Annotated in this window: 18 protein-coding genes and 1 pseudogene; 8 read left to right on the forward strand and 11 right to left on the reverse strand. The window is 72.7% G+C overall.

Features of this window, described 5'->3' with window-relative positions; translation table 11 throughout:
* The first annotated feature begins 214 nt into the window (after window positions 1-214).
* Entirely contained in the window at window positions 215-613 is a 399-nt protein-coding gene (locus ABZZ17_RS37970; protein ID WP_356883601.1) for a VOC family protein, read from the forward strand.
* A 35-nt stretch (window positions 614-648) separates the two neighbouring features.
* Here the strand turns inward: ABZZ17_RS37970 and ABZZ17_RS37975 are convergent, their stop codons facing one another.
* Together ABZZ17_RS37975 and ABZZ17_RS37980 are read right to left on the reverse strand one after the other, a co-directional pair.
* Entirely contained in the window at window positions 649-930 is a 282-nt protein-coding gene (locus tag ABZZ17_RS37975; RefSeq protein WP_356883603.1) for a hypothetical protein, read from the reverse strand.
* Between the two features lie 358 nt (window positions 931-1,288).
* Entirely contained in the window at window positions 1,289-2,848 is a 1,560-nt protein-coding gene (locus ABZZ17_RS37980) for an APC family permease (protein WP_356883604.1), read from the reverse strand.
* 272 nt (window positions 2,849-3,120) lie between these two features.
* Here ABZZ17_RS37980 and ABZZ17_RS37985 point away from each other — a divergent pair, with 272 nt between their 5' ends.
* Together ABZZ17_RS37985 and ABZZ17_RS37990 are read left to right on the forward strand one after the other, a co-directional pair.
* A complete protein-coding gene (locus tag ABZZ17_RS37985; protein WP_356883606.1) occupies window positions 3,121-4,209 on the forward strand; it encodes a DNA alkylation repair protein in 1,089 nt (362 codons plus the stop codon).
* Window positions 4,210-4,263: 54 nt separating this feature from the next.
* Window positions 4,264-6,042, forward strand: coding sequence for a hypothetical protein (locus ABZZ17_RS37990; protein WP_356883608.1), 1,779 nt, complete (start codon window positions 4,264-4,266; stop codon window positions 6,040-6,042).
* 61 nt (window positions 6,043-6,103) lie between these two features.
* Here ABZZ17_RS37990 and ABZZ17_RS37995 read toward each other — a convergent pair whose 3' ends face one another.
* From ABZZ17_RS37995 to ABZZ17_RS38030, 8 genes and pseudogenes are all read right to left on the reverse strand, one after another.
* Window positions 6,104-7,570, reverse strand: a complete 1,467-nt coding sequence (locus ABZZ17_RS37995) for an aldehyde dehydrogenase family protein (RefSeq protein ID WP_356883610.1) — start codon at window positions 7,568-7,570, stop codon at window positions 6,104-6,106.
* Window positions 7,567-9,321, reverse strand: a pseudogene (locus ABZZ17_RS38000) (D-aminoacylase); the annotation flags it as partial. The gene ABZZ17_RS37995 and the pseudogene ABZZ17_RS38000, both read right to left, overlap by 4 nt.
* A gap of 134 nt (window positions 9,322-9,455) precedes the next feature.
* A complete protein-coding gene (locus ABZZ17_RS38005) occupies window positions 9,456-10,583 on the reverse strand; it encodes an LLM class flavin-dependent oxidoreductase (protein WP_356883612.1) in 1,128 nt (375 codons plus the stop codon).
* Window positions 10,584-10,711: 128 nt separating this feature from the next.
* Window positions 10,712-11,497 (reverse strand): glucose 1-dehydrogenase, encoded by a 786-nt coding sequence (locus ABZZ17_RS38010; RefSeq protein WP_356883613.1) that lies wholly within the window; start codon window positions 11,495-11,497, stop codon window positions 10,712-10,714.
* A gap of 10 nt (window positions 11,498-11,507) precedes the next feature.
* On the reverse strand, window positions 11,508-12,455 hold the full coding sequence (locus tag ABZZ17_RS38015; protein WP_356883614.1) for an LLM class F420-dependent oxidoreductase: 948 nt from the start codon (window positions 12,453-12,455) through the stop codon (window positions 11,508-11,510).
* Between the two features lie 364 nt (window positions 12,456-12,819).
* Window positions 12,820-13,647 (reverse strand): hypothetical protein, encoded by an 828-nt coding sequence (locus ABZZ17_RS38020; RefSeq protein WP_356883616.1) that lies wholly within the window; start codon window positions 13,645-13,647, stop codon window positions 12,820-12,822.
* Window positions 13,648-13,670: 23 nt separating this feature from the next.
* Window positions 13,671-15,026, reverse strand: coding sequence for an ATP-binding protein (locus ABZZ17_RS38025; RefSeq protein ID WP_356883618.1), 1,356 nt, complete (start codon window positions 15,024-15,026; stop codon window positions 13,671-13,673).
* Complete coding sequence (locus ABZZ17_RS38030) at window positions 15,023-15,688, reverse strand: response regulator transcription factor (RefSeq protein ID WP_356883620.1); 666 nt, start codon at window positions 15,686-15,688, stop codon at window positions 15,023-15,025. Before ABZZ17_RS38030 ends, ABZZ17_RS38025 begins: the two co-directional genes overlap by 4 nt.
* A gap of 90 nt (window positions 15,689-15,778) precedes the next feature.
* Here ABZZ17_RS38030 and ABZZ17_RS38035 point away from each other — a divergent pair, with 90 nt between their 5' ends.
* From ABZZ17_RS38035 to ABZZ17_RS38050, 4 genes are all read left to right on the forward strand, one after another.
* Window positions 15,779-16,282, forward strand: a complete 504-nt coding sequence (locus ABZZ17_RS38035; RefSeq protein WP_356883622.1) for a hypothetical protein — start codon at window positions 15,779-15,781, stop codon at window positions 16,280-16,282.
* Entirely contained in the window at window positions 16,267-17,388 is a 1,122-nt protein-coding gene (locus ABZZ17_RS38040) for an efflux RND transporter periplasmic adaptor subunit (protein WP_356883624.1), read from the forward strand. The genes ABZZ17_RS38035 and ABZZ17_RS38040 overlap by 16 nt, the downstream gene beginning before the upstream one ends.
* A 65-nt stretch (window positions 17,389-17,453) precedes the next feature.
* Window positions 17,454-18,137 carry an ABC transporter ATP-binding protein gene (locus ABZZ17_RS38045; RefSeq protein WP_356883630.1) on the forward strand — a complete coding sequence of 228 codons (684 nt, stop codon included), beginning with the start codon at window positions 17,454-17,456 and terminating at the stop codon, window positions 18,135-18,137.
* A 146-nt stretch (window positions 18,138-18,283) separates the two neighbouring features.
* Complete coding sequence (locus ABZZ17_RS38050; RefSeq protein WP_356883632.1) at window positions 18,284-19,438, forward strand: ABC transporter permease; 1,155 nt, start codon at window positions 18,284-18,286, stop codon at window positions 19,436-19,438.
* Between the two features lie 484 nt (window positions 19,439-19,922).
* Here the strand turns inward: ABZZ17_RS38050 and ABZZ17_RS38055 are convergent, their stop codons facing one another.
* On the reverse strand, window positions 19,923-20,681 hold the full coding sequence (locus ABZZ17_RS38055) for a GntR family transcriptional regulator (protein WP_356883626.1): 759 nt from the start codon (window positions 20,679-20,681) through the stop codon (window positions 19,923-19,925).
* Window positions 20,682-20,778: 97 nt separating this feature from the next.
* On the opposite strand from ABZZ17_RS38055, the gene ABZZ17_RS38060 reads away from it, so the two are divergent.
* On the forward strand, window positions 20,779-20,922 hold the full coding sequence (locus ABZZ17_RS38060) for a hypothetical protein (protein ID WP_356883628.1): 144 nt from the start codon (window positions 20,779-20,781) through the stop codon (window positions 20,920-20,922).
* Window positions 20,923-21,204: the final 282 nt, after the last annotated feature.

The following is a 21,204-nucleotide window of genomic DNA, read 5'->3' on the forward strand; positions in this document are numbered from 1 at the left end:
GGTCAAGGGTGGCCGAAGGCCATCGCGAAGCGACGCGAACGAAGTGAGCGCCCTTGAGGGACCGGACCGAAACGGAAGGACAGTGGACTGACGGGAAGCCCCCGACACACACCCGACCCCACCGAGGGAGCACCGCCCACCCCCGGCCCCGGCCACCTGACACATCCCCTGCTCCGTCGAATCCCTTGACGCCGGCTCGCCGTAGCCTGCCCGAATGATCGATTCACGGACTCACATCCGCGTCGCGCGGCCGTCCCTCGACTTGCAGGCCGCCGAGCGGTTCTACGTGGACGGGCTCGGGCTCGACGTCCTGTGGCGGACCTCCGGGCACGTGCCCGGGAAGCACGATCTCGTGATGGTCGGGCCGCCCGGGGGCGGGTGGCACTTCGAGCTCACCCTGGATCCCGAGAGCCCCCTCACCCCCACCCCCACGGTCGACGACCTGTTCGTCGTCTACCTCGGGGAGGCCCCCGACGAGGACCTGGTGCGGCGCCTGATCGATTGCGGTGGGACCCGGGTGGCGTCCCACAACCCGTACTGGGACGAGTACGGGGTCACGGTCATGGACCCCGACGGTTACCGCCTGGTGCTCTGCTCCCGCACCTGGGGCTGACCGCCGGGGTCCCCGGCGGCCCCCAGCCCTCAGCGTCAGCGGACGCTCGGCGCCTTCGGCAGTCCGCCCGACAGGGCGCCTCCGGCGCCTGACAGGGCCGCCTCGGTGCCCTTGGAGGCGGTGCCGGCCGCCTGGGAGGTCACGGCGACGGCCGTCTTCGTGTCCTGAACGGCCTGTCCGGGGTGGTCGACGATGTCGGTGACGCGCTGGGTGATGGGCGGCGCCTGGACCGGTGCCTCGTCGGCGTGGGCGGCGACGGGGGTGAGTGCGAGTGCGGCGCCGCCGGAGAGGACCAGGGCGGAAAGGGTGCGCTTCATGGCATTCATGCCCCGCCCAACGACCCCGACGCTCCCGGGGTCACTGCGACCGATCACCTCAACCAGTCACCCCAACCGGTCCCAACGACGGGTCACCACGACCGATCACCCCAACCGGTCCCCACAACGAACCAGCACAACGGGTACTCCCCCACCCCCCACCACACACACCTACGCGGGCCCGCGGCCCCCCACCGGTCGGAACCGGTCGAGGGCCGCGGGCCCGCAGGTATGACACGGCGGGATCGCCGCAACGGACCGCCGCAGCGGACCGCCCCAACGGAGCGCCGCAGCAGATCACCGCAGCGGACCCCCAACGGAGCGCCCCACCGGACCGCCCCACCAGACCGCCCCCAGGTCAGTCCTCGACCACCAGGGCCGGGGTGGACTTGGTGAGGACCTCGCCGCGGAAGAAGGCGGGGCTGCGGCGTTCGGTGACGATCATGATGACCAGGCCGAGGGCGAGCAGGCCGACGCCGATGACGAAGACGCTGCCGACGCCGAGGACGGTGGAACCGGATCCGTAGGAGGGGTTCCACATGTCGATCAGGGTCTTGCAGAAGACCGCCGCGAGGAGCAGGCCGCCGAGGACCGGGAAGACGCCCTTGAAGAACAGGTCGCGGGCGGAGCGGCGCAGTTCGCCGCGGAAGTACCAGGCGCAGGCGAAGGCCGTCAGCGAGTAGTAGAAGCAGATCATCAGGCCGAGCGCGAAGATCGTGTCGGTGAGGACGTTCTCGCTGACCAGGGTCATCACGGTGTAGAAGACGCCGGTGGCGACGCCCGCCATGACGGTGGCGCGGCCCGGGGTCTTGAACCGCTCGTGGACCTTGGCGTAGGAGGGCGGCAGGGCCTCGTAGGTCGACATGGCGAGGACCGTGCGGGCCACCGGGATGAAGGTGGTCTGGAGCGAGGCCGTCGCCGAGGCGAGGACCGCGACGAAGAGCAGGATGCCGAGCATCGGGCCCATGACGGGGCCGGCGAGGGCGGCGAAGACGTTGTCGGAGGTCTCCGGGTTGCCGAGGCCGAGGCCCGCGGCGCCGGAGCCGACGGCCATCTGGGCGGCGATGCCGGTGGCCAGGTAGGAGCCGACGAGGACGACCATGGCGATGAGCGAGGCGCGGCCGGGGGTCTTGGCGGAGCCGGTGGTCTCCTCGTTGGTGGCCAGGCAGGCGTCCCAGCCCCAGTACATGAAGATCGAGAGCGAGAGTCCGGCGGTGAAGGCCGCCATGGACTCGACCGCGAAGGGGTTCATCCAGGACCAGGAGAAGTCCAGGCCGGTGTCGAAGCTGCCGGCGGAGGCCTTCTGGAAGGCCATCGCGACGAAGATGGCGAGGACCGCGAGCTGGAGGCCTACGAGGGTGTACTGGACGCCCTTGGTGGCGGTCATGCCGCGGTAGCTGATGGCGGTCGCGGCGGCGATCAGGGTGAGGCAGGTGGCGATGTGGACGAGTTTGTTGTCGTCCAGGGCGGCGATCGAGGCGTTGCCGGTGATCTCGCCGGCCAGGAGCCAGAAGTAGGAGGTGGCGACGCCGGCCAGGTTGGAGAGGACGATGATCGTGGCGATCACCAGTCCCCAGCCGCACATCCAGCCGATGCGGGGGCCGAAGGCCTTGACCGTCCAGGTGAAGGAGGTGCCGCAGTCCGGCATGGCCTTGTTGAGCTCGCGGTACGCGAAGGCGACCAGGAGCATCGGCAGGAAGCCGGCGAGGAAGACCGCCGGCATCTGGACTCCGACCTCACCGGCGGTGGAGCCGAGGGTCGAGGTCAGGCAGTAGACGGGGGCGACGGTGGAGATGCCGATGACGGCGCTTCCCACCAGTCCGACGGACCCCTTGCCGAGGCCCTTGCCGCGAACGTCGCCCTCGGCGACGCCGCTTACCGTGTCTCCGACCCGAGGCCGAACGTCCAGCTGTGTCATGGGTCAGGACGTTAGATGCTGCGGTTTCCTCATTCGGAAGGCTTAAGTCCAGTACTTCACAGGGCTAAATCCCTTGGAATCTCGAGATCGACAGAGTTCACACGCGCGCAATGCAAGGTTCACTCAGGCATCTATCCCCCCATAGACAGGCGCTGCACCGAACCTTCCGGAATGCGGAAACCGCAGCCGTGTCCGTTTTGCCCCATTCAAAACTTTCCCGCGCGAATTTTCCGGCCCCACCAAACCGGGGCACCATCCGCAAGACTGGCCCCATGCCCACGGCCGATGAGCTCCTCAGCGCGGATACCGTCAGTAACCTGGCTCGGTTGCTCGCCCGGGCGGGCGGCCGCCGGGCCGCACCGGCCCTGCGCGCCCGTGCCGACGCACTCGACGGGCTGACGTTCAGCGGCCGCGTCACCGCCGTCCGCGACGCCGTCCTCGCCGACCTCCCCGCCGACTGGACCGGCTTCGAGGCCGTCGTCCGCACGGCCCTGGCCGACCCCGGCTTCCAGGGGTGGATGACCTTCCCCGTCAACGAGGCCGTCGCCGTGCGCGGGCTGGAGGCGTTCGAGCCCGGACTGGCGCTGCTGCGCGACCTCACCACCCGGCTGACCGCCGAATCCGCCGTACGGCCCTTCCTGCGCGCCGACCCGGCCCGCGCCCTGGCCGTCGTACAGAAGTGGACGGACGACCCGGACCCGCACGTGCGCCGCCTCGCCAGCGAGGGCACCCGGCCGCGGCTGCCGTGGGCCCCGCAGCTGCCCGCGTTCATCGCCGACCCGCGCCCGGCCCTGCCCGTACTGGACGCCCTCTACCGCGACGAGTCGGAGTACGTGCGCCGCTCCGTCTCCAACCACCTCAACGACATCAGCCGCGACCACCCCGCCCTCGCGGTCGAGACCGCCGCCCGCTGGCTGGCCGGGCCCACGGCCACCACCGACCGCGTCGTACGCCACGGGCTGCGCACCCTGGTCAAGGCGGGCCGGCCCGAGGCGCTGACCGTCCTCGGCCACTCCCCGGACGCGCCGGTCTCCGTCCGCGGGCCCGTGGTCACCACCCCGCGCGTCACCGTCGGGGAGTACCTCGTCTTCGACTACGCCGTCACCAACACCGGCCCGCTCCCCGCCGAGCTGGTGGTCGACTACGTCGTGCACCACACGAAGGCGAACGGCACCCGCACCCCCAAGGTGTTCAAGCTCGTCACCCGCGCGCTGGCCCCCGGCGAAACCCTCGCCGGCACCAGGCGGCACTCCTTCAAGCCGATCACCACCCGCCGCTACCACTCGGGCGAACACATGGTGCAGCTCCAGGTCAACGGGCGGGTCCGGGGCGAGGCCGTTTTCTCGCTGGACGCGCCCTGACCCCGCCTGCCACCCTGCTCCCATGACCTACGGAATCGAGTCCCACCCCGCCCGGTGAGCGCCCGCGACGAGCGCGAGCCGCTCGGCCCCCGGCCCACCTCCCTCTACGACCACGCACTCTTCGTGCACGCCGTCGAGCCGGACGCCCCGCTCCCGCGCGCAGGCCGTCCCCTACCGGACGGGTCCCCGCCGGAATCCGGCCGCAAGGGCCTGACCTGGGAACGGGCACGGGCCGACGTCACCGCCGCGCTCACGGACCTCCTGGCCGACCCCGACCCCGTGCGCGCCGCCGGGGCCGTCCACCGGCGGGTCTCGGAGCTGGCGATGCCCCACCGCACCCTCCGCGCGGCCACCGCCCTGCTCCCGCTGACCGACGAGGACGCCGCCCGGCGCACCGCCCGCCGGCTGACCCGTACCGGTACCGACGCGGCGGCCGTCGGCGTCGGCATCACCCTCCTGATCCGCCTCGGCGAACCCGAGGACGTGCCCTGCCTCCAGGCCCTCGGAACGCTGCGCGGCCTCGAACAGGCGGCCGCCGCGGCCCTCGACCCGCTCGACCGGCAGGCCGCCGCCCTGCTGGTCATCCGCCGCCGGGACCGGTCCCGGGCGCTGGCACCGCTGACCGCCGCGATCACCGCCGGCGACCCGGAGGCCGTCCGGGACGCACTGATCGCGGTACCGGACGACCCCCGGGCCCTGTGGCTCGCCCGGCGCGTCGCCGAGGCCGCCGACCTCGACGCTCTGCTGCGCTCCCGGCCCGGGGACACCGCACTGATCGTCGCGGCGGGCCGCCTGCTGCACGGGATGTGCGGCCAACTGGAGCACCGGCCCGACATCCTCGACTACCTGCCCGCCCGGTCCGCGTACGCGTACTTCCTCGGGCAGGCCGGGCTGCCGGACCCGGCCCCGGAGCTCCACGAGCTGCTCCTGTCGACCGCCCTCGACCTGCACAGCGGCCCCGCCGCGCTGCTGGACTGGCGGCCATTCCGGCGGGAGGCGCTGCTCGACCGCCTGGAGCGGCTGCTGGCCGGGCCCGCGTGGGACCCCGGACCCCACGGCGGGGGGCGCCGCGCGGACTGGATCCGGCGCACCGGGCGCAAGCCGTTCGCCCGGACCGCGGCGGCGGGCGCGCACCCGCGCTGGGAGGTGGCCGTCGTCCAGGAGTCCCCGGACTCGAACCGCGTCGAGACCCGGATCCTCGTCGACGGCCGGCCGCTGTTGCCCGCGCTGTTCGGAAAGGGGCCGGGCGGCCCGCCCGAGGACCTGCTCGACAGCGGCCTCCTGCGCGCCGGACCCCGGCCGCGGGAGGTGCGGCTCGCCGAGGCGGACTGCACCGAGGGCTGCTGCGGCGCCCTGTACGTGACGATCCGCCGGGACGGCCCCGAGGTGGTGTGGGGCGGCTGGCGCGGGGCGGCCGGCCCGCCGCCGCCCGAGTACCGCTTCGACGCGGCTGCCTACGACGCCGAGGTCGAGCGCGCCGAGAAGGACGAGTCCTGGTGCTGGCCGGCCCGCAGCGCGGCACGGCTGATCACCGCGGGTCTGCGGGAGCGGCCGGAGCTGCTGGGCCGGTGGGGGCTCGGGCAGAGCTGGGTCTCCACCGGCTGGCGCGATCCGGACACGGTGACGGCGCAGTTCGCGTTCTCGCCGCCCGGAGCCGAGGGGTCCCTGTACTTCCAGTGGGACCTGCCCGACGACGGCAGCGGGCCGCAGGCCCGGGCTGCCGCCGCCCTGGAGAGGATCGCCGTGTCCGACCCGAAGGACTTCGCCGTCCTCGGCGGCGGCAGCCGCGAGCTCGCCGAATCCCTCGGCTACGACTGGCCGCCGCCCTCCTGAGCGCAGGACGGGGTCCGGCCGGGAGCGCCCCGCTCCCGGCCGGACCCCGCCCCGGCCCGTCTCAGCCGGTCCAGACGATCGACTGGATCTCGCTGTACGCGTGCAGGGCGTACGAGCCCACGTCCCGGCCCACGCCCGAGCGCTTGAAGCCGCCGAACGGCGCCTCCATGTTCCGGCCGATGGTGTTCACCCCGACCCCGCCCGCACGCAGTTGCCGGGCCACGCGGAAGGCGCGCGCCGAGTCCCCGGACCACACGTAGCTGATCAGGCCGAAGTCGCTGTCGTTGGCCAGCGCGACCGCCTCCTCCTCGCCCCCGTCGAAGGGGACGACCACCACGACCGGGCCGAAGACCTCCTCGCGGACCACCCGCATGTCGTTCGTGCAGTCGACGAGGAGGGTCGGCGCGACGTAGAAGCCCCGGCCGTCGCCGACCACCGGCCGCTCGCCTCCGTACGCGAGCCGCGCCCCTTCCTTCCTGCCGAGCTCGACGTAGGACTCCACGCGGTCCCGGTGCGCGGCCGAGATCACCGGGCCGACCACCGTGCCCCGCTCCCCCGGGTGGCCGACCTTCATGAAGGCCAGGTAGCCGGTCAGCTTCTCGATCAGCTGCTCGTAGACGGAGCGGTGGGCGATCACCCGGGTCGGTGCGGTGCATATCTGGCCGGAGTAGAAGGAGAAGGTCGTCCCGATGCCCATCACGGCCGCGTCCAGGTCGGCGTCGTCCAGGACGATCGCCGCGCCCTTGCCGCCGAGTTCCATCAGCTGCCGCTTCATCGTGCGGCCGCAGACCTCCGCGATGCGCTGGCCGACGGCGGTGGAGCCGGTGAAGGACACCATGTCCACGTCCGGGGAGTCCACGGCGGCCTCGCCGACCTCGACGGACTGCCCGTTCACGACGTTGACCACGCCCGGCGGCACCCCGGCCTCCGCGAGGGCCTCGGCCATCTTGAACACCGACAGGGGGTCCTGCGGGGCGGGTTTGACGACGACCGTGTTGCCCATGGCGAGCGCCGGGGCCACCTTGCCCGCGGGGTTCGCCCACGGGTTGTTGTACGAGGTGATGCAGGTGACCACGCCGACCGGCTGACGGACCTCCAGCGCGCCCAGGACGGCGGCCTTCCCCATCGGCCCGGCCGCGGTGACCTGTGGTGGAAGGCCCCGTTCCACGGGTTCCAGGGCGCCCTTCGCGTACCGGCGGAAGCGGGCCGCGCCCACCCCGACCTGCATGCCGCGGGCGATGCCGGTGGGGGCGCCGGTCTCCGCCTGGGCCAGCGCCGCCCACGGTTCGTACTCCCGCTGGATGATGTCCGCGGCCCGGTCGAGGATCGCCGCCCGTTCCTCGGGCCGGGTGCGCGACCAGGAGGTGAAGGCCTCGGCGGCGGCGCGGGCCGCCTCCTGGACCTGGGCGCGGGAGGCCTCGGGGGCGAGCCCGACCACCGATTCGTCCGCCGGGTCGATCACCTCGTAGTGGCCGCCCGCGGGTTCCACCCATTCCCCGCCGATGTAGAGCCGCTGCGGATCCGTCATCGGGTGCTCACCGTCCTCGTGTCCCGGCCGGAGCGCAGGACGGTCCCGGGGATCGCGCCGGTCACCTGGTCGTCGCGGATGGTCTCGACGCCGTTGACGCGTACGGAGACGATGCCGATGGCGCGCGCGTCGAGGCGCGGGCTGTCACCGGGCAGGTCGTGGACGAGGGTGGCGGGGCCGGCGTCGATGCGTTCGGGGTCGAAGAGGACGAGGTCGGCGTGCCAGCCTTCGCTGATCCGGCCGCGTTCGCGCAGGCCGAAGAGCTGGGCGGGGTCGTCGGTGAGCATCCGTACGGCCTGTTCCAGCGGGACCAGCTTGCGGCCGCGCAGGCAGTCGCCGAGGAAGCGGGTCGTGTAGGGGGCGCCGCACATCCGGTCCAGGTGGGCGCCGGCGTCGGAGCCGCCGAGCATGACGTCCTCGTGCTGCCAGGTTTCCTGGCGCAGGGTCCAGCTGGCGGGGTCGTTGTCGGTGGGCATCGGCCACAGGACGGTGCGCAGGTCGTCGTTGGCGCAGATCTCGACGAGGCAGTGGAAGGGGTCCTGGCCGCGTTCGGCGGCGATGTCGTTGACGACGCGGCCGGAGAGGCCCTCGTTCTCCTTGCTGTACGTGTCGCCGATGACGTAGCGGCCGAAGTTCGCGAGGCGGCGGAAGACGCCGGCTTCCTTGCTGTCGGCGCGGCGGAGCATCTCGGCGCGTACGCCGGCGTCGCGGAGCTTCGCGATGCGTTCGGGGACGGGCAGGCCGAGGACCTCGCCCCAGCCGGGGATGAGGTTGAGCGCGCAGAAGGTGCCGAGCGACATGTTCATGGGGGTGAGGATCGGCATGGTGAGGGCGACGATGCGGCCGCCTGCCTTGCGGGCGCGTTCGCTGGGGATCAGCTGGCGCGGGACGCGTTCGGGGACGGAGGCGTCGATGGTGAGGACGTTCCAGTTGAGGGGCCGGCCGGCGGCGGCGCTCATGTCGACGAAGAGGTCGATCTCCTCGTCGGAGAACTGGTCGAGGCAGCCCGCGACGATGGCTTCGAGCTGGGTGCCCTCGTGGTCGGCGACGGCGCGGGACAGGGCGAGGAGTTCGGCGGGCCCGGCGTGGCGGGAGGCGACGGGGGCGCCGGAGCCGTCGGAGTGGGTGGAGGACTGGGTGGTGGACAGGCCCCAGGCGCCGGCGTTCATGGCGTCGTGGAAGAGGTCGAGCATCTGCTGCATCTGCTCGGGGGTGGGCTGTCCGCCGACGGCGTCCTCGCCCATGACGTGGCGGCGCAGGGCGCAGTGGCCGACCATGAATCCGGCGTTGACGGCGATGCGGCCTTCGAGGGCGTCGAGGTATTCGCCGAACGTGGACCAGGTCCAGTCGACGCCTTCTTCGAGGGCCTTGAGGGCCATGCCCTCGACCTTGCTCATCATGCGGCGGGTGTAGTCGGCGTCCTCGGGGCGGTCGGGGTGGAGCGGGGCGAGGGTGAAGCCGCAGTTGCCGCCGGCGACGGTGGTGACGCCGTGGTTCATGGAGGGGGTGGCGTACGGGTCCCAGAACAGCTGGGCGTCGTAGTGGGTGTGCGGGTCGATGAAGCCGGGGGTCAGGACGAGGCCGGTGGCGTCCTCGGTGGTGCGGGCCCCTTCGGTGACGGTGCCGGGGTCGCCGATGGCGACGATCCGGCCGTCCCGTATGCCGACGTCGGCGACGTACGCGGGGGCGCCGGTGCCGTCCACGACGGTGGCGCCCTTGATCAGGTGGTCGAGCATGGCGTCCCTTCGGCGGTGCGGTGTGGTCGCGGCGTACGCGCCGCTGCCCCGGCCGGGGGCCGCCTGGCCGGCCGCGGCCGTGGCGGCCTCCGGCCGGGGCCGGAGCGGGGCGGCGGTCCGGGAAGGCGCCGCCCCCGTGCGGGGGGCCGTCAGGATCCGGCGGCCTCGCGGAAGCGGGTGGTGCGGTGGACCGGGTCGGTGTCGATCTCGGGGATGACGTGTTCGCCGAGGAGCTTGATGGTGTTCATCGTGTCCTCGTACGAGACTCCGGTCGGCAGGCCGAAGGACAGCTGGTCGGCGCCGGCCTGTTCCCAGCGCTTGCACTGCTGGAGGACCTCGGAGGGGTCTCCGCAGATCATCAGTTCCTCGGCGATCAGCAGCTCGATGATCTCGGCGTTGTACTCGGGGAGCAGTTCGGGCCACTGCGGGATGGCCTCGGGCCGCGGGAAGGTGTCGTGGTAGCGGAAGACCAGCGACTGGAAGCGGTTCATGTTCGCGTTGACGGCGATCTCGACGGCCTTGTCGTGGGTCTCGGCGCAGATCGCGGTGGAGGTGACCATGACGTTGTCGTTGACGAAGGCGCCGATGGCCTTCGCCTCCTGGATGGCCGTCTTGTACTGCTCCAGCACCCACTCCATGTCGGAGACCTTCTGGACGCTGAAGCCGAGGACGCCGAGGCCCTTCTTCGCCGCCATGGCGTAGGAGGAGGGGGAGCCGGCGGCGTACCACATGGCCGGGTGGGCCTTGCCGTACGGCTTGGGGAAGATCTTGCGCGGGGGCAGTGACCAGTGCTTGCCCTGGAACCCCTCGTATTCCTCCTGGAGGAACATCTTGGGGAACTCCGCGATGGTCTCCTCCCAGATCTCCTTGGTGCCGTTCATGTCCTCGATGCCGGGCAGGAATCCGAGGATCTCGTGGCTGCCCGCGCCGCGGCCGGTGCCGAATTCGAAGCGGCCCTTGGAGAGGTGGTCGAGCATGGCGACCTTCTCGGCGACCTTCACCGGGTGGTTCACCGGTGCGAGGGGGTTGAAGATGCCGGAGCCGAGGTGGATGCGCTCGGTGGCGTGCGCGAGGTAGCCGAGGAACACCTCGTTCGCGGAGAGGTGGGAGTACTCCTCCAGGAAGTGGTGTTCGGAGGCCCAGGCGTACTTGAAGCCCGACTTGTCGGCCTGGATGACGTACTCGGTCTCCTCGATCAGCGCCTTGTGCTCTGCCTCGGGGTCGACCCTGGACCGTGACTCGGCCACGTATCCCTGCACGAAGAGCCCGAATTCCAAGGGGGTTCACCGTCCTTTGATTTCTGACGCTGCGTCAGATTTGATGTCCCGACTGTTCCACCGTGGAGGTGCGAGCGTCAATACCTGACGCTCCATCAGATAATGGTGGAGGGGAGGCCGGCCGCCCCCTACAGGATGCTGACCCCGGCCATCCAGCCGCCGTCGATGACGAACGGCTGGCCGGTGATGTACGAGGAGTCCTCGCCGGTCAGGAACAGGGCCAGCCGCGCGATCTCCTCCGGCCGCCCCACCCGCCCCATCGGCACGACCCGCCGGTACAGCGCCGCCATCGACTCCCGCGCCTCGTCCGTGATCCCGGCCGGGTCGAGGAGGCCAGGATTGGCCATGGGGGTGTCCACGGCCCCCGGGCACATGGCGTTGACGCGGATGCCCTTCGCCGCCAACTCCAGCGCCGCCACCCGGGTCAGCCCGAGGATCGCCGCCTTGGTCGCCGCGTACGTGCCGACGTACGCCATGCCCGTCAGACCCGTGTACGAGGAGGTGTTGACGATGGTGCCCCCGCCGGCCGCCTCGATCTCGGGGGCGACCGTCTTGATGCCGAGGAAGGCCCCGACCTGGTTCACCTGGACCACCTGCTGGAACTCCTCCAGCGGGGTCGCGGTCAGCTCGTTGAAGCGCAGGATCCCCGCGTTGTTGACCAGGCCACTCACCGGCCCGAAGGCCTCCCCCGCCGCGGCGACGGCGGCCGCCCAGTCCTCCTCGCGGCTCACGTCCAGGCGTACGTACCGCGCCCGGTCCTCGCCGATCTCCTTGGCGACGGCGGCCCCCTGCTCGTCCAGTACGTCACCCAGCAGCACCTTGGCGCCCTCGGCGGCGAAGAGGCGCGCCTCCTGCTCGCCCTGGCCGCGCGCCGCACCGGTGATGATGACGACGCGCCCGTCCAGCTTGCCCATGCGTACGCCCCTAGTCGTTGAGGAGCGGGGCCACCTCGGCCCCGAAAGCGGTGATCTGGTCCACGAGTTCGTCCCGGTCGCGGCTGCGGAAGCGGACCTGGATCTGGTCGACGCCGAGCGCCGCGTACTCCCGGAGGGACTCGGCGAGCGCCTCCGCCTTGCCGGTCAGGGCGCGGCGGCCGGTGTCCCACGCGGGCTCCCCGACGTACAGCGCCTCGGTGATCGCGCCGACCTCCAGGGGACCGGTGACCCCGGCCGCCGCCCTCAGTTCACGGATCCGGGCGACCTGCGCGGGGATCTTCTCCCGCGGATCGCCCTGCGGCAGCCAGCCGTCACCGCGCACGGCCGCCCGGCGCACCGCGGCCGGCGAGGAGCCGCCGATCCAGACGGGGATCCTCGCCTGGGCGGGCCGGGGCAGCTGGCCGAGGTCCCGGAAGGCGAACCGCTCGCCCGCGAACTCCGGGTACTCCTCGGGGCCCAGGGCGGCCCGCAACGCGTCCAGGGTCTCGTCGAGGACGGCGCCGCGGCGCTCGAAGTCGACGCCGAGGACCTCGAACTCCTCCTGTACGTGCCCGGCCCCGACCCCGAGGATCAGGCGGCCCCCGGAGAGGTGGTCGAGCGTCGCGTACTGCTTGGCGGTGACCAGCGGGTGGCGCAGGCCGACGATCGCGACGTGGCTCAGGAGGCGTACGCGTTCGGTGATCCCGGCGAGGAAGGCCAGGGTGGCCACCGGGTCGTACCAGACGGTGCTCATGGGTCCGGCGAGGCGGCGCGGGACGGCGACGTGGTCGCAGGTGGCGACGTACGCGAAACCGGACCGGTCCGCGGCGCGGGCCACCTCGGCGAGGTCGGCCGCACCGGCGGACGCCTCCCAGGGTTCTGCGTAGATGGTGCTCTGCGACTGGATCGGGAGCTGCATCCCGTACACCAGCCGGCCTTCCGGAAACACGCGTGTCATGCGGGGCCCGCCTCGCCTTCGTCCGCCGGACGGGCCTGGCGGCCGGTCCCGTGGGTGCGCTTCGTGGGTGCGCTTCGTGGGTGCGGGGGCCATCGTCGTAGCTGACGGTTCGTCAGGCAAGGGGGCGGACGCCACCGGCGGACGGGCGGGGGTCGGGGTGGCGCAGGTGCGGCGGGACGGGGGTGCGGCGGGCGGGGAGCCCGGGGCTCCCGTCACGGGAGCCGGGTCACCGCCCGCCTGCGCGCCGATCGGGGTCCGCCGCCGGGCGGGGCGGCGGGGTACGCCCCGGTGTGGCGCCGGGGACCGACGGGGCGGCCGTCGCCGACGCCCGGGCGGGTGGGCTTGCCAGCCGGGTGACGCCGGGTCAGAAGCCTGCGGGGCCCATCGCGATGACCGGCTTCGCCGCCGGGTCCAAGGTGGTGAGCAGCCTCTCCATCGCCTCCTTCGGGACGCCGACGCAGCCCTGGGAGGGGCCGTCGTGGTCCACGTGGAGCCAGATGTTGCCGCCCTTGTCCTCGCCGTCCGGCTTGGCCGGGTCGAGGGGGGACACGCCCTGCCGGCGGTTGAAGTCGATCGCCACGACGTAGTCGAAGGAACCCGCCAGGGACTCGCCGTTCACGCCCCGGCCCGAGGCCACGAAGGCCGCGTCCCGGTCGTACGGCAGCCGGGTGCCGGCCGGCGCGGCCAGCAGACCGCCCGCGTCGGTGAGGGAGAACACGCCCTGCGGGGAGGTCAGGTCACCGTACGTGCGCTCGGTGGACCAGCCCTTGGCCCCGTTGCGGCCCGCCCACTGCGCGGCCCGCGTCCAGTCCGCGCCCGGCGCGGTGCGCGTGTACAGGGCGACGTCCGACTCCGAGGAGTCCTTGGCCCTGCCCGTGACCAGCACCAGTTGCCGCGAGTCCGCGGGGATCCGCGCCCGCGTCGCCTCGCTGAGGCCCGGCGGCAGCCCCTGGAGGGGGTCGGTGCGCTGCACCCCGCGCGCGGCACGGTCCGGGAGGGCCTGCGGGCGGGCGTCCGTGCGGGTCTGCGGGACGGGCGCGCCGGGCGGCTCCTGGAGGGCGTACAGCCAGCCGGCCCCGAAGGCCAGCAGCCCCAGGAACGCGGCGACGGTGACGGCCCGCTGCGCGCGTCCCTCGGAACGCGGACGCGTACGGCTGCGGGACCGGGAGCGGGTCCGGGCGTGCTTGCTCATTGAACCGACCGTACATCAGGTGATCATCGGTCCCGCCGAACGCCCGCCCTCCCGGGCCCCGGTGCCGCCGGAAAGCGGACCCGTACCGTCAGCCCGCCGTCCGGCTCCGGATTGGCCTCGGCGAGCAGCTCCGCACCGTGCGCCCGCGCGATCGAGGCGACGATCGACAGACCGAGGCCGGCGCCCTCACCTGCCGTGTGGCGGCGTTCCGCCCGACGGCGGAACGGCTCCAGGAGGCGCGGGACGTCCGCGGGCGCGATCGCCGGGCCGGTGTTGGACACCGTCAGCACCCCGTCGGCGGAGGTCGCCACGGACACCCGGCCGCCCGCACGGTTGTGACGTACGGCATTGGCGAGCAGGTTGCGGACCAGATGGCCCAGCAGGGTCCCGTCACCGCTCACCGTGAGCGGCGCGAGGTCCCGTACGACGGTCAGGCCGGACGGGGCGCCGGAGCCGGCTCCGGGCGGGGCGCCGGGGCGGGCGGCCGGATCGGCGGCCGGATCGGCGGCGGGGTGGCCGGTCGGATCGGCAGCGGAATGGCCCGCCGGCGGAGTGGCGCCCTCCGGGAGGGCAGCCGTCAGTTCCGCCGCCGTCAGCGCCGTCAGGTCCACCGGCTCCGCCGACTCCAGGCCCTCCTCGGAGACCGCCAGCAGCAGCAGTGACTCGATGAGGTGCTCGCTGGAATCGGCCACCGCGATCAGCCGCTCCCGGATCCGCGCCACCTTCTGCGGCTCCGGATCCCCCGCCAGCCCGATCTCGGCGGCCGCCCGCTGCACCGCGACGGGCGTCCGCAGCTCGTGCGCGGCGTTCGCGGCGAACCGGCGCTGCGCCGCGACCAGGCCCTCCATCCGGTCGAGCATCCCGTCGAAGGTGTCGGCCAGCCGCTTCAGCTCACCGGGCGGGGCCTCGAGCCCGATCCGCTCGTGCAGGTTGGCCCCCGACAGCCGGCGCGCCTTCTCGGTGATCACCCCGACCGGGCGCAGGACGCGGCCCGCCATCCACCAGGCCAGCCACACCGACAGCACCGCGAACAGGGCCAGGGCGATGAGGGACACCAGCGTCAGCTCGTGCAGCGCCGCCCGCTCGACGGCCTGGGACAGGTTCTTGGTGACCGCCCACTGCGCGAGCTGCTCGTCGGTCGGGGCCACGCCGGGCGGCAGCTTCTGGGCCGGTACGAAGACCTTCTGGCCCGGAGCCACCTCCCCGTCGTCGATCCGCATCCCGGGCATCACGGTCGTGACCGCCCCGCTGACCCGCGTGCCGAGGCCCTTGCGCAGCAGGACGTTGACCAGCGCGACCAGACCGCCGCCCGCCAGGAGCAGCAGCGCGCCGTAGAGCGCGGTGAGACGGGCGCGCTCGGAATGGAGCACCGCTCTCATCGTGGACCGGTGATCCGGTAGCCCGCGCCCGGGACGGTCTCGATCAGCGGCGGCTCGCCCAGCTTGGCGCGCAGCTTGCTGAGGGTGACCCGGACGGCGTTGGTGCTGTAGCCGGTGCCCTCCTCCCACACCTGCTCGATCAGGTCGTCGCTGCTCAGCACCGCGCCCCCGGCGCGCAGCAGCGCCTCCAGCACGGCGAACTCCTTGCGCGAGAGGGCCAGGCGGTGGCCGTCGCGGGTCGCGGAGCGGCGTGCCGTGTCGAGGGCGATCCCGGCGCGTTCCAGTACGGGCGGCAGCGCCGGGTGCGCGCGCCGGCCGAGCGCCAGGACGCGGGCGAGGAGCTCGTCGTAGGCGAACGGCTTGGTGAGGTAGTCGTCGGCGCCCAGGCCCAGGCCCTCCACCCGGTCGCGGACGGTCCCGGAGGCGGTGAGCATCAGCACCCGGGTCAGCAGCCGCTCGCGCACCACCTGGCGGCACACCTCGTCGCCGTGCAGGCCGGGCAGGTCGCGGTCGAGTACGAGGACGTCGTACTCCCCCAGCCGCAGGCGGCGCAGCGCCTCCAGCCCGTCGCCGGCCTCGTCGACGGCCAGCGCGTCGCGGCGCAGGCCCTCGGCGATCATCTCCCGGAGGAACTCCTCGTCCTCCACCACCAGAACTCGCATGCCGTCCTCTCTACAGGAGGACCGCATTTCGCCGTTGTAAGCGGACTGCGAGAGAGAAGCGAAATCCCGGTTTCCCGCACGCTCGGGCCCATGAAGCGATCCCTGACCATGACCACGGCCGCCGTCCTGACCGGCCTGACCCTCTTCGTCACCGCGTGCACGAACAGCGGCGCGTCCGACGGGAGCGACGGGAAGAAGGACGGGGCCACGGGCGGCTCCGCGAGCGGCGGCGGCAACGGCGGCGCCGACGCGGACGCGGCCGTGAAGATGCGCCAGTGCCTGCGCGAGCACGGCATAGACGCGCCCGACCCCAAGCCCGGCCAGAACCCGAACGGGATGACCGTCGGCGGCGGCGCCGATCCGCAGAAGATGGAAGAGGCCATGAAGGCCTGCGGCATGCGCACCCCCGGCTCCGGCGAGGAGCCGACGCAGGAGCAGAAGGACAAGGAACTGCGCTGGGTCCAGTGCATGCGCAAGAACGGCGTGGACCTCAAGGACCCCGAGTACCACGGCGGCATGAAGAGCGGCATCGAGGTTCCCCAGGGGCAGGAGAAGGCCTTCGAGGAGGCCCAGAAGAAGTGCGAAGCGGCCTGATGGCCCGCCGCGGCACGTGGCTGACGGGCACCCTGGTGGCCGTCCTGGCCGTCTCGGGCGGCGGCTACGCCGTCCTCGACCGGCCCCCGCGGGACGGCGACCGGCAGGAGCGCACCGACGGCATGCCCCCGGCGACGGCACCGGTGCAACGCGGCGACCTCAGCGCGGGCCTCCAGGTGGAGGGCACCCTCGGCTACGCGCAGGAACGCAAGCTGGCCGCGCCGGGCCCGGGGGTCCTCACCTGGACCGCCTCCGAGGGCGCGGCGGTCGAGCGGGACGGAAAGCTGTACGAGGTCAACGGGAAGCCGGTGCGGCTGATGTACGGGTCCGTGCCCATGTACCGGCCGCTGAAGGCCGGCGACAAGGGCGAGGACGTCAAACAGCTGAAGCGGAACCTGGTGGCCCTCGGCTACGGGACCGGTCTCGACACCTCGGACGGCACCTTCACCGCTGGGACGACGGCTGCGGTGAAGCGCTGGCAGAAGGCCCACAAGGCGCAGGAGACGGGCGAGGTCGCGAAGGAGGACATCGCCTTCGCCACCGGACCGCAGCGGGTCAAACGGAACGACTCGGCCGTCGGTGACGAGCCGGGGCCGGGCAAGCCGGTGCTGACCGTCACCGGCACCGAACGCATCGCCCGCTTCCAGCTGGACGCGGCGAAGGCGGACGCGGCGCGGACCGGCGACCAGGTGACCGTACGGCTGCCCGGCGGCGGCAGCGCCACCGGGAAGATCGACGCGGTGGGCGGCACGGCCGGCCAGGACGACCCGAACGGCGGCTCCGGAGGCGGGGGCGGCGGAGGCGGAGGCGGCGACAAGAAGGCGAAGGTCGAGGTCAGCGTCGTCTTCGACAGCCCCGGCGACGTCAAGGGCCCCGACCAGTCCCCGGTGTCGGTGCGGCTGACCGGCGAGACCCGCAAGGGCGTCCTGTCCGTACCGGTCAACGCGCTCCTGGCGCTGCCCGGCGGAGGCTTCGGCGTCCAGGTCGTCGAGGACGGCCGGACCCGCGACGTCAAGGTCGAGCTCGGCATGTTCGGCAACGGCCGGGTAGAGGTGACCGGCGACTCCCTCAAGGAGGGCATGCGGGTGGGGGTCCCGAAGCTGTGACGGCCGACCAGACCACGGAACTCCACACCGTCCCCGCCGAACGCGCCCGCCACGCCCGCCCCGTCGTGGAACTGGCCGGGGTGACCAAGGAATACCCCGGCGGGGTCACGGCCCTGCGCGGGATCGGCCTGACCGTCATGAACGGTGAACTCCTCGCCCTCGTCGGCCCGTCCGGCTCCGGCAAGTCCACCCTGCTGCACATCGTCGGCACCCTCGACCGGCCGACCGCCGGCCGCGTCGCCATCGCCGGCCACGACATCGCGGCCCTGTCCGACCGCGCCCTGTCGGCGCTGCGCTCCCGCCACGTCGGCTTCGTCTTCCAGTCGTTCCACCTGGTGCCGGGCCTGAGCGCCCTGGCGAACGTCGCCGAGGGACTGCTCTACTCCGGGCTCTCCCGCGCCGAACGCGGCCGCCGCGCGGCGGCGGCCCTGGAGCGGGTCGGACTCGGCGACCGCACGGACCACCGGCCGCACGAGCTGTCCGGCGGGCAGAAGCAGCGCGTGGCCATCGCCCGCGCCGTCGCCGGCCGGCCCGACCTGCTGCTGGCCGACGAACCGACCGGCGCCCTGGACACGGCGTCCGGCCGGTCGGTGATGGAGCTGCTGCGCGAACTCAACGAGGACGGGGCCACCATCGCCGTGATCACCCACGACAACGAGATCGCCGCGAGCCTGCCCCGGCAGGTCCGCATCCGCGACGGCGAGATAGTGGCCGACCTGCGGAACCCGTCCGGGACGGAGGCCGCGTGATGGGGCCGGGGGAACCGGTGGGGTCGGGGGACGCTGTGGGGTCGGGGGACGCTGTGGGAGCGGCCGCACCGGGCGTCCCCGGTACGAGGACCCGCGCGCGCCGGCGCGCCGGCCGGCTCACCCCGCCCCGGCTCACCCCGCGCGACGTGCTGCACGCCGGGTCGGCGGGGCTGCGCTCCCGGCCGATGCGGGTGTTCCTGTCGGCGCTCGGCATCGCGATCGGCATCGCGACGATGATCGCGGTGGTCGGGATCTCCTCGTCGAGCCAGGCCAAGCTGCTCCGGGAACTCGACAAGCTGGGCACGAACATGCTGGTCGCCACCCCCGGCCAGTCCATGTTCTCGGGGCAGGACACGAAGCTCCCCGAGGACGCCCCCGGCATGATCGCCCGGATCGACGGGGTCCGGTCGGTCGGGACGACCGGCGACGTGGCACAGTCCGTACGCCGCACGGAGAACATCCCGGAGGCGGAGACCGGCGGCATCGTCGTCAAGGCCGCCAAGGACGACCTGCTGGGCACCCTGCGCGCCCGCGTGGCCCGGGGCGCCTGGCTCAACGACGCCACCGGCCGCTACCCGTCAGTGGTCCTCGGGAACGTCTCGGCGCAGCGGCTGGGCATCACGGAGCCGGGCCAGCAGGTCTTCATCGGCGGCCGCTACTTCACGGTGGTCGGCATCCTCAAACCGGTGCCGCTGGCACCCGAGATCGAGCGTTCGGCGCTCGTCGGCTGGTCTGCGGCACGGGAACTGCTGGGCTTCGACGGCCACCCGACGGCGGTGTACGAACGCTCGGCGGACGACCGGGTCGCGCAGGTCCGCGCCCTCATGGCGCAGACGGCCAACCCGAAGACCCCGAGCGCGGTGTCGGTGACCGACCCCTCCGCCGCCCTCCAGGCGAAGGCCGCCACCGAGGGCGCCTTCAGCACCCTCCTGCTCGGCCTGGGCGGGATCGCCCTCCTGGTCGGCGGCGTCGGCGTCGCCAACACCATGATCATCTCGGTGCTGGAACGCCGCCACGAGATCGGCCTGCGCCGCTCCCTCGGCGCCACGAAGGGGCAGATCCGCATCCAGTTCGTCACCGAATCCCTGCTCCTGTCCGGCCTCGGCGGACTCGCGGGCATCGCCCTCGGCGCCGCAGCCACCGCGGTCTACGCCCGGGCCGGCGACCTCCCCTGGGTGGTCCCCCTCTGGGCCGTCACGGGCGGCTTCGCGGCCACCCTGGGCATAGGCACCCTCGCCGGCCTCTACCCAGCCGTCCGCGCGGCCCGCCTGTCCCCCACCCTGGCCCTACAGGCGGCCTAGCCCGAACCCTGGCCCGAACCTGCCTCTACGGCGGGCCGGGGCCGGGGGTGGGCGGTACCCACTCGATGGGGTCGGGTGTGTGTCGGGGGCTGCCCGTCAGTCCACTGTCCTTCCGTTTCGGTCCGGTCCCTCAAGGGCGCTCACTTCGTTCGCGTCGCTTCGCGATGGCCTTCGGCCACCCTTGACCGACCGGCCCGAAACGAAATGCCAAAGACTGCCGGGAAGCCCCCGAAGGAGGGCAGGGGGGAACGACTGCCCAAAGGTTCCGTCAGGGATGAGGCGAGGGGCCGGGGGCCGGCAGGCCGGGCACACGGCCCCCTCGCGGCCCCTTCCGGGACCAGACCGCCGCCTACCCACCCGAAATGACGACCACGACGTCCTGGGGAGCAGTCAGACGCGTCAGATCGCTACGCGCTCCTCTCGGCATAGCGTCCGACGACCGTCTGGGGCTGATGACCGCACTGAGCGGTGGTTTCGACGGGGATCAGGCGTCGAAGTCGTACTCCAGCACGTAGGAGGCGGAGTCCAGGGTCATCTCGTTGACCTCGACGGCCCGCCCGCCTTCGGCGAACGCGGTGCGGACGATCTGGATGACGGGTGTGCCCATGGAGAGGGAGAGGCGTCCGGCCTCTCCGGTCGAGGGCATCCGGGAGCGGATTTCCTCCCGGAAGTGCACGGGCTTGTGTCCCAGTTCGGACAGCCGGGCGTAGGTTCCGCCGGGGCCGGTGTCGGGTTGGGTGATGGCGGAGTCGGCGACGACGTCCGACGGCAGGTACGACGTCGCGAAGAGCACCGGCTTGCCGTCGAGCACGAAGCGCCGGCTGCGTGCCCAGACCTGAGAGCCCGGGGCGATGCCGAGGGCGCCCGCGATGCGGTCGTCAGCCTCTTCTGCGCGTACGTCGACCTCGTCGACGACGAGCTCTCGGTCTTCGGTCTCGTCGGACCAGATGGAGCGGCCCGCACCCCACTGCTCCTGTGCCAGCCGCTGGATGCCGCGCCGCCGCAGCGGCTTGAACGCCCGGACGAAGACTCCGGCACCCTTGCGCGCCTCCGCGAGACCTTCGTTCTGGAGTACGCCGAGGGCCTGACGTGCGGTCATCCGTGCCACGTGGTACGTGGTCATGAGGTCGTTCTCACCCGGCAGACGATCGCCCGGACCGTACTCGCCCGACTGGATGGCCGTCCTCAGCACATCGGCGATCCGCTGGTACTTCGGCTGGCGGGTGCTGTCCTGGCTGGTCATCGAACCGATCACTCCCTCTCCTCTCTAGACACCTTAGGAGCAGAAAAGGGCAGCTGCCCGTACCGCATTCGAGAGCCCTCGCCTCCTGCGCCGCCGCGTGCGAGATGTCGCTTCCGGAGTCCAGGGTGAGAACGTCTCGGACTCGCCCGCCCGCGAGCACTGGATGGAGATCGCCTACATCCGGGGCGCCTCCGGCCGCGAATTCACCACCGCCGTCCGCAACATCGAATCCACTGGCTGACGCATCCCTCCACACGTTCAGGACCTCTTACCAGCCCCGGACGGTCGTCGGACGCTAAGCCGAGAGAAGCGCGTAGCGATCTGACGCGCCTGACGGCACCCCAGGACGTCGTGGTCGTCATTTCGGGTGGGTAGGGAGTGGCTGTGGTCCCGGAAGGGGCCGCGAGGGGGCCGTGTGCCCGGCCTGCCGGCCCCCGGCCCCTCGGCTCTTCGCTGACGGAACCTTTGGGCAGTCGTTCCCCCCTGCCCTCCTTCGGGGGCTTCCCGGCAGTCTTTGGCATTT

It is taken from the genome of Streptomyces sp. NPDC006512, from assembly GCF_040611935.1.
Lineage (GTDB): Bacteria > Actinomycetota > Actinomycetes > Streptomycetales > Streptomycetaceae > Streptomyces.

What these genes read in the sequence shown, in the direction of transcription:
- ABZZ17_RS37970 (WP_356883601.1), top strand. Translation starts at nt 215, where the DNA reads ATGATCGATTCACGGACTCACATCCGCGTCGCGCGGCCGTCCCTCGAC.
- ABZZ17_RS37975 (WP_356883603.1), bottom strand. Translation starts at nt 930, where the DNA reads ATGAAGCGCACCCTTTCCGCCCTGGTCCTCTCCGGCGGCGCCGCACTC.
- ABZZ17_RS37980 (WP_356883604.1), bottom strand. Translation starts at nt 2,848, where the DNA reads ATGACACAGCTGGACGTTCGGCCTCGGGTCGGAGACACGGTAAGCGGC.
- ABZZ17_RS37985 (WP_356883606.1), top strand. Translation starts at nt 3,121, where the DNA reads ATGCCCACGGCCGATGAGCTCCTCAGCGCGGATACCGTCAGTAACCTG.
- ABZZ17_RS37995 (WP_356883610.1), bottom strand. Translation starts at nt 7,570, where the DNA reads ATGACGGATCCGCAGCGGCTCTACATCGGCGGGGAATGGGTGGAACCC.
- ABZZ17_RS38010 (WP_356883613.1), bottom strand. Translation starts at nt 11,497, where the DNA reads ATGGGCAAGCTGGACGGGCGCGTCGTCATCATCACCGGTGCGGCGCGC.
- ABZZ17_RS38015 (WP_356883614.1), bottom strand. Translation starts at nt 12,455, where the DNA reads ATGACACGCGTGTTTCCGGAAGGCCGGCTGGTGTACGGGATGCAGCTC.
- ABZZ17_RS38020 (WP_356883616.1), bottom strand. Translation starts at nt 13,647, where the DNA reads ATGAGCAAGCACGCCCGGACCCGCTCCCGGTCCCGCAGCCGTACGCGT.
- ABZZ17_RS38025 (WP_356883618.1), bottom strand. Translation starts at nt 15,026, where the DNA reads ATGAGAGCGGTGCTCCATTCCGAGCGCGCCCGTCTCACCGCGCTCTAC.
- ABZZ17_RS38030 (WP_356883620.1), bottom strand. Translation starts at nt 15,688, where the DNA reads ATGCGAGTTCTGGTGGTGGAGGACGAGGAGTTCCTCCGGGAGATGATC.
- ABZZ17_RS38035 (WP_356883622.1), top strand. Translation starts at nt 15,779, where the DNA reads ATGAAGCGATCCCTGACCATGACCACGGCCGCCGTCCTGACCGGCCTG.
- ABZZ17_RS38055 (WP_356883626.1), bottom strand. Translation starts at nt 20,681, where the DNA reads ATGACCAGCCAGGACAGCACCCGCCAGCCGAAGTACCAGCGGATCGCC.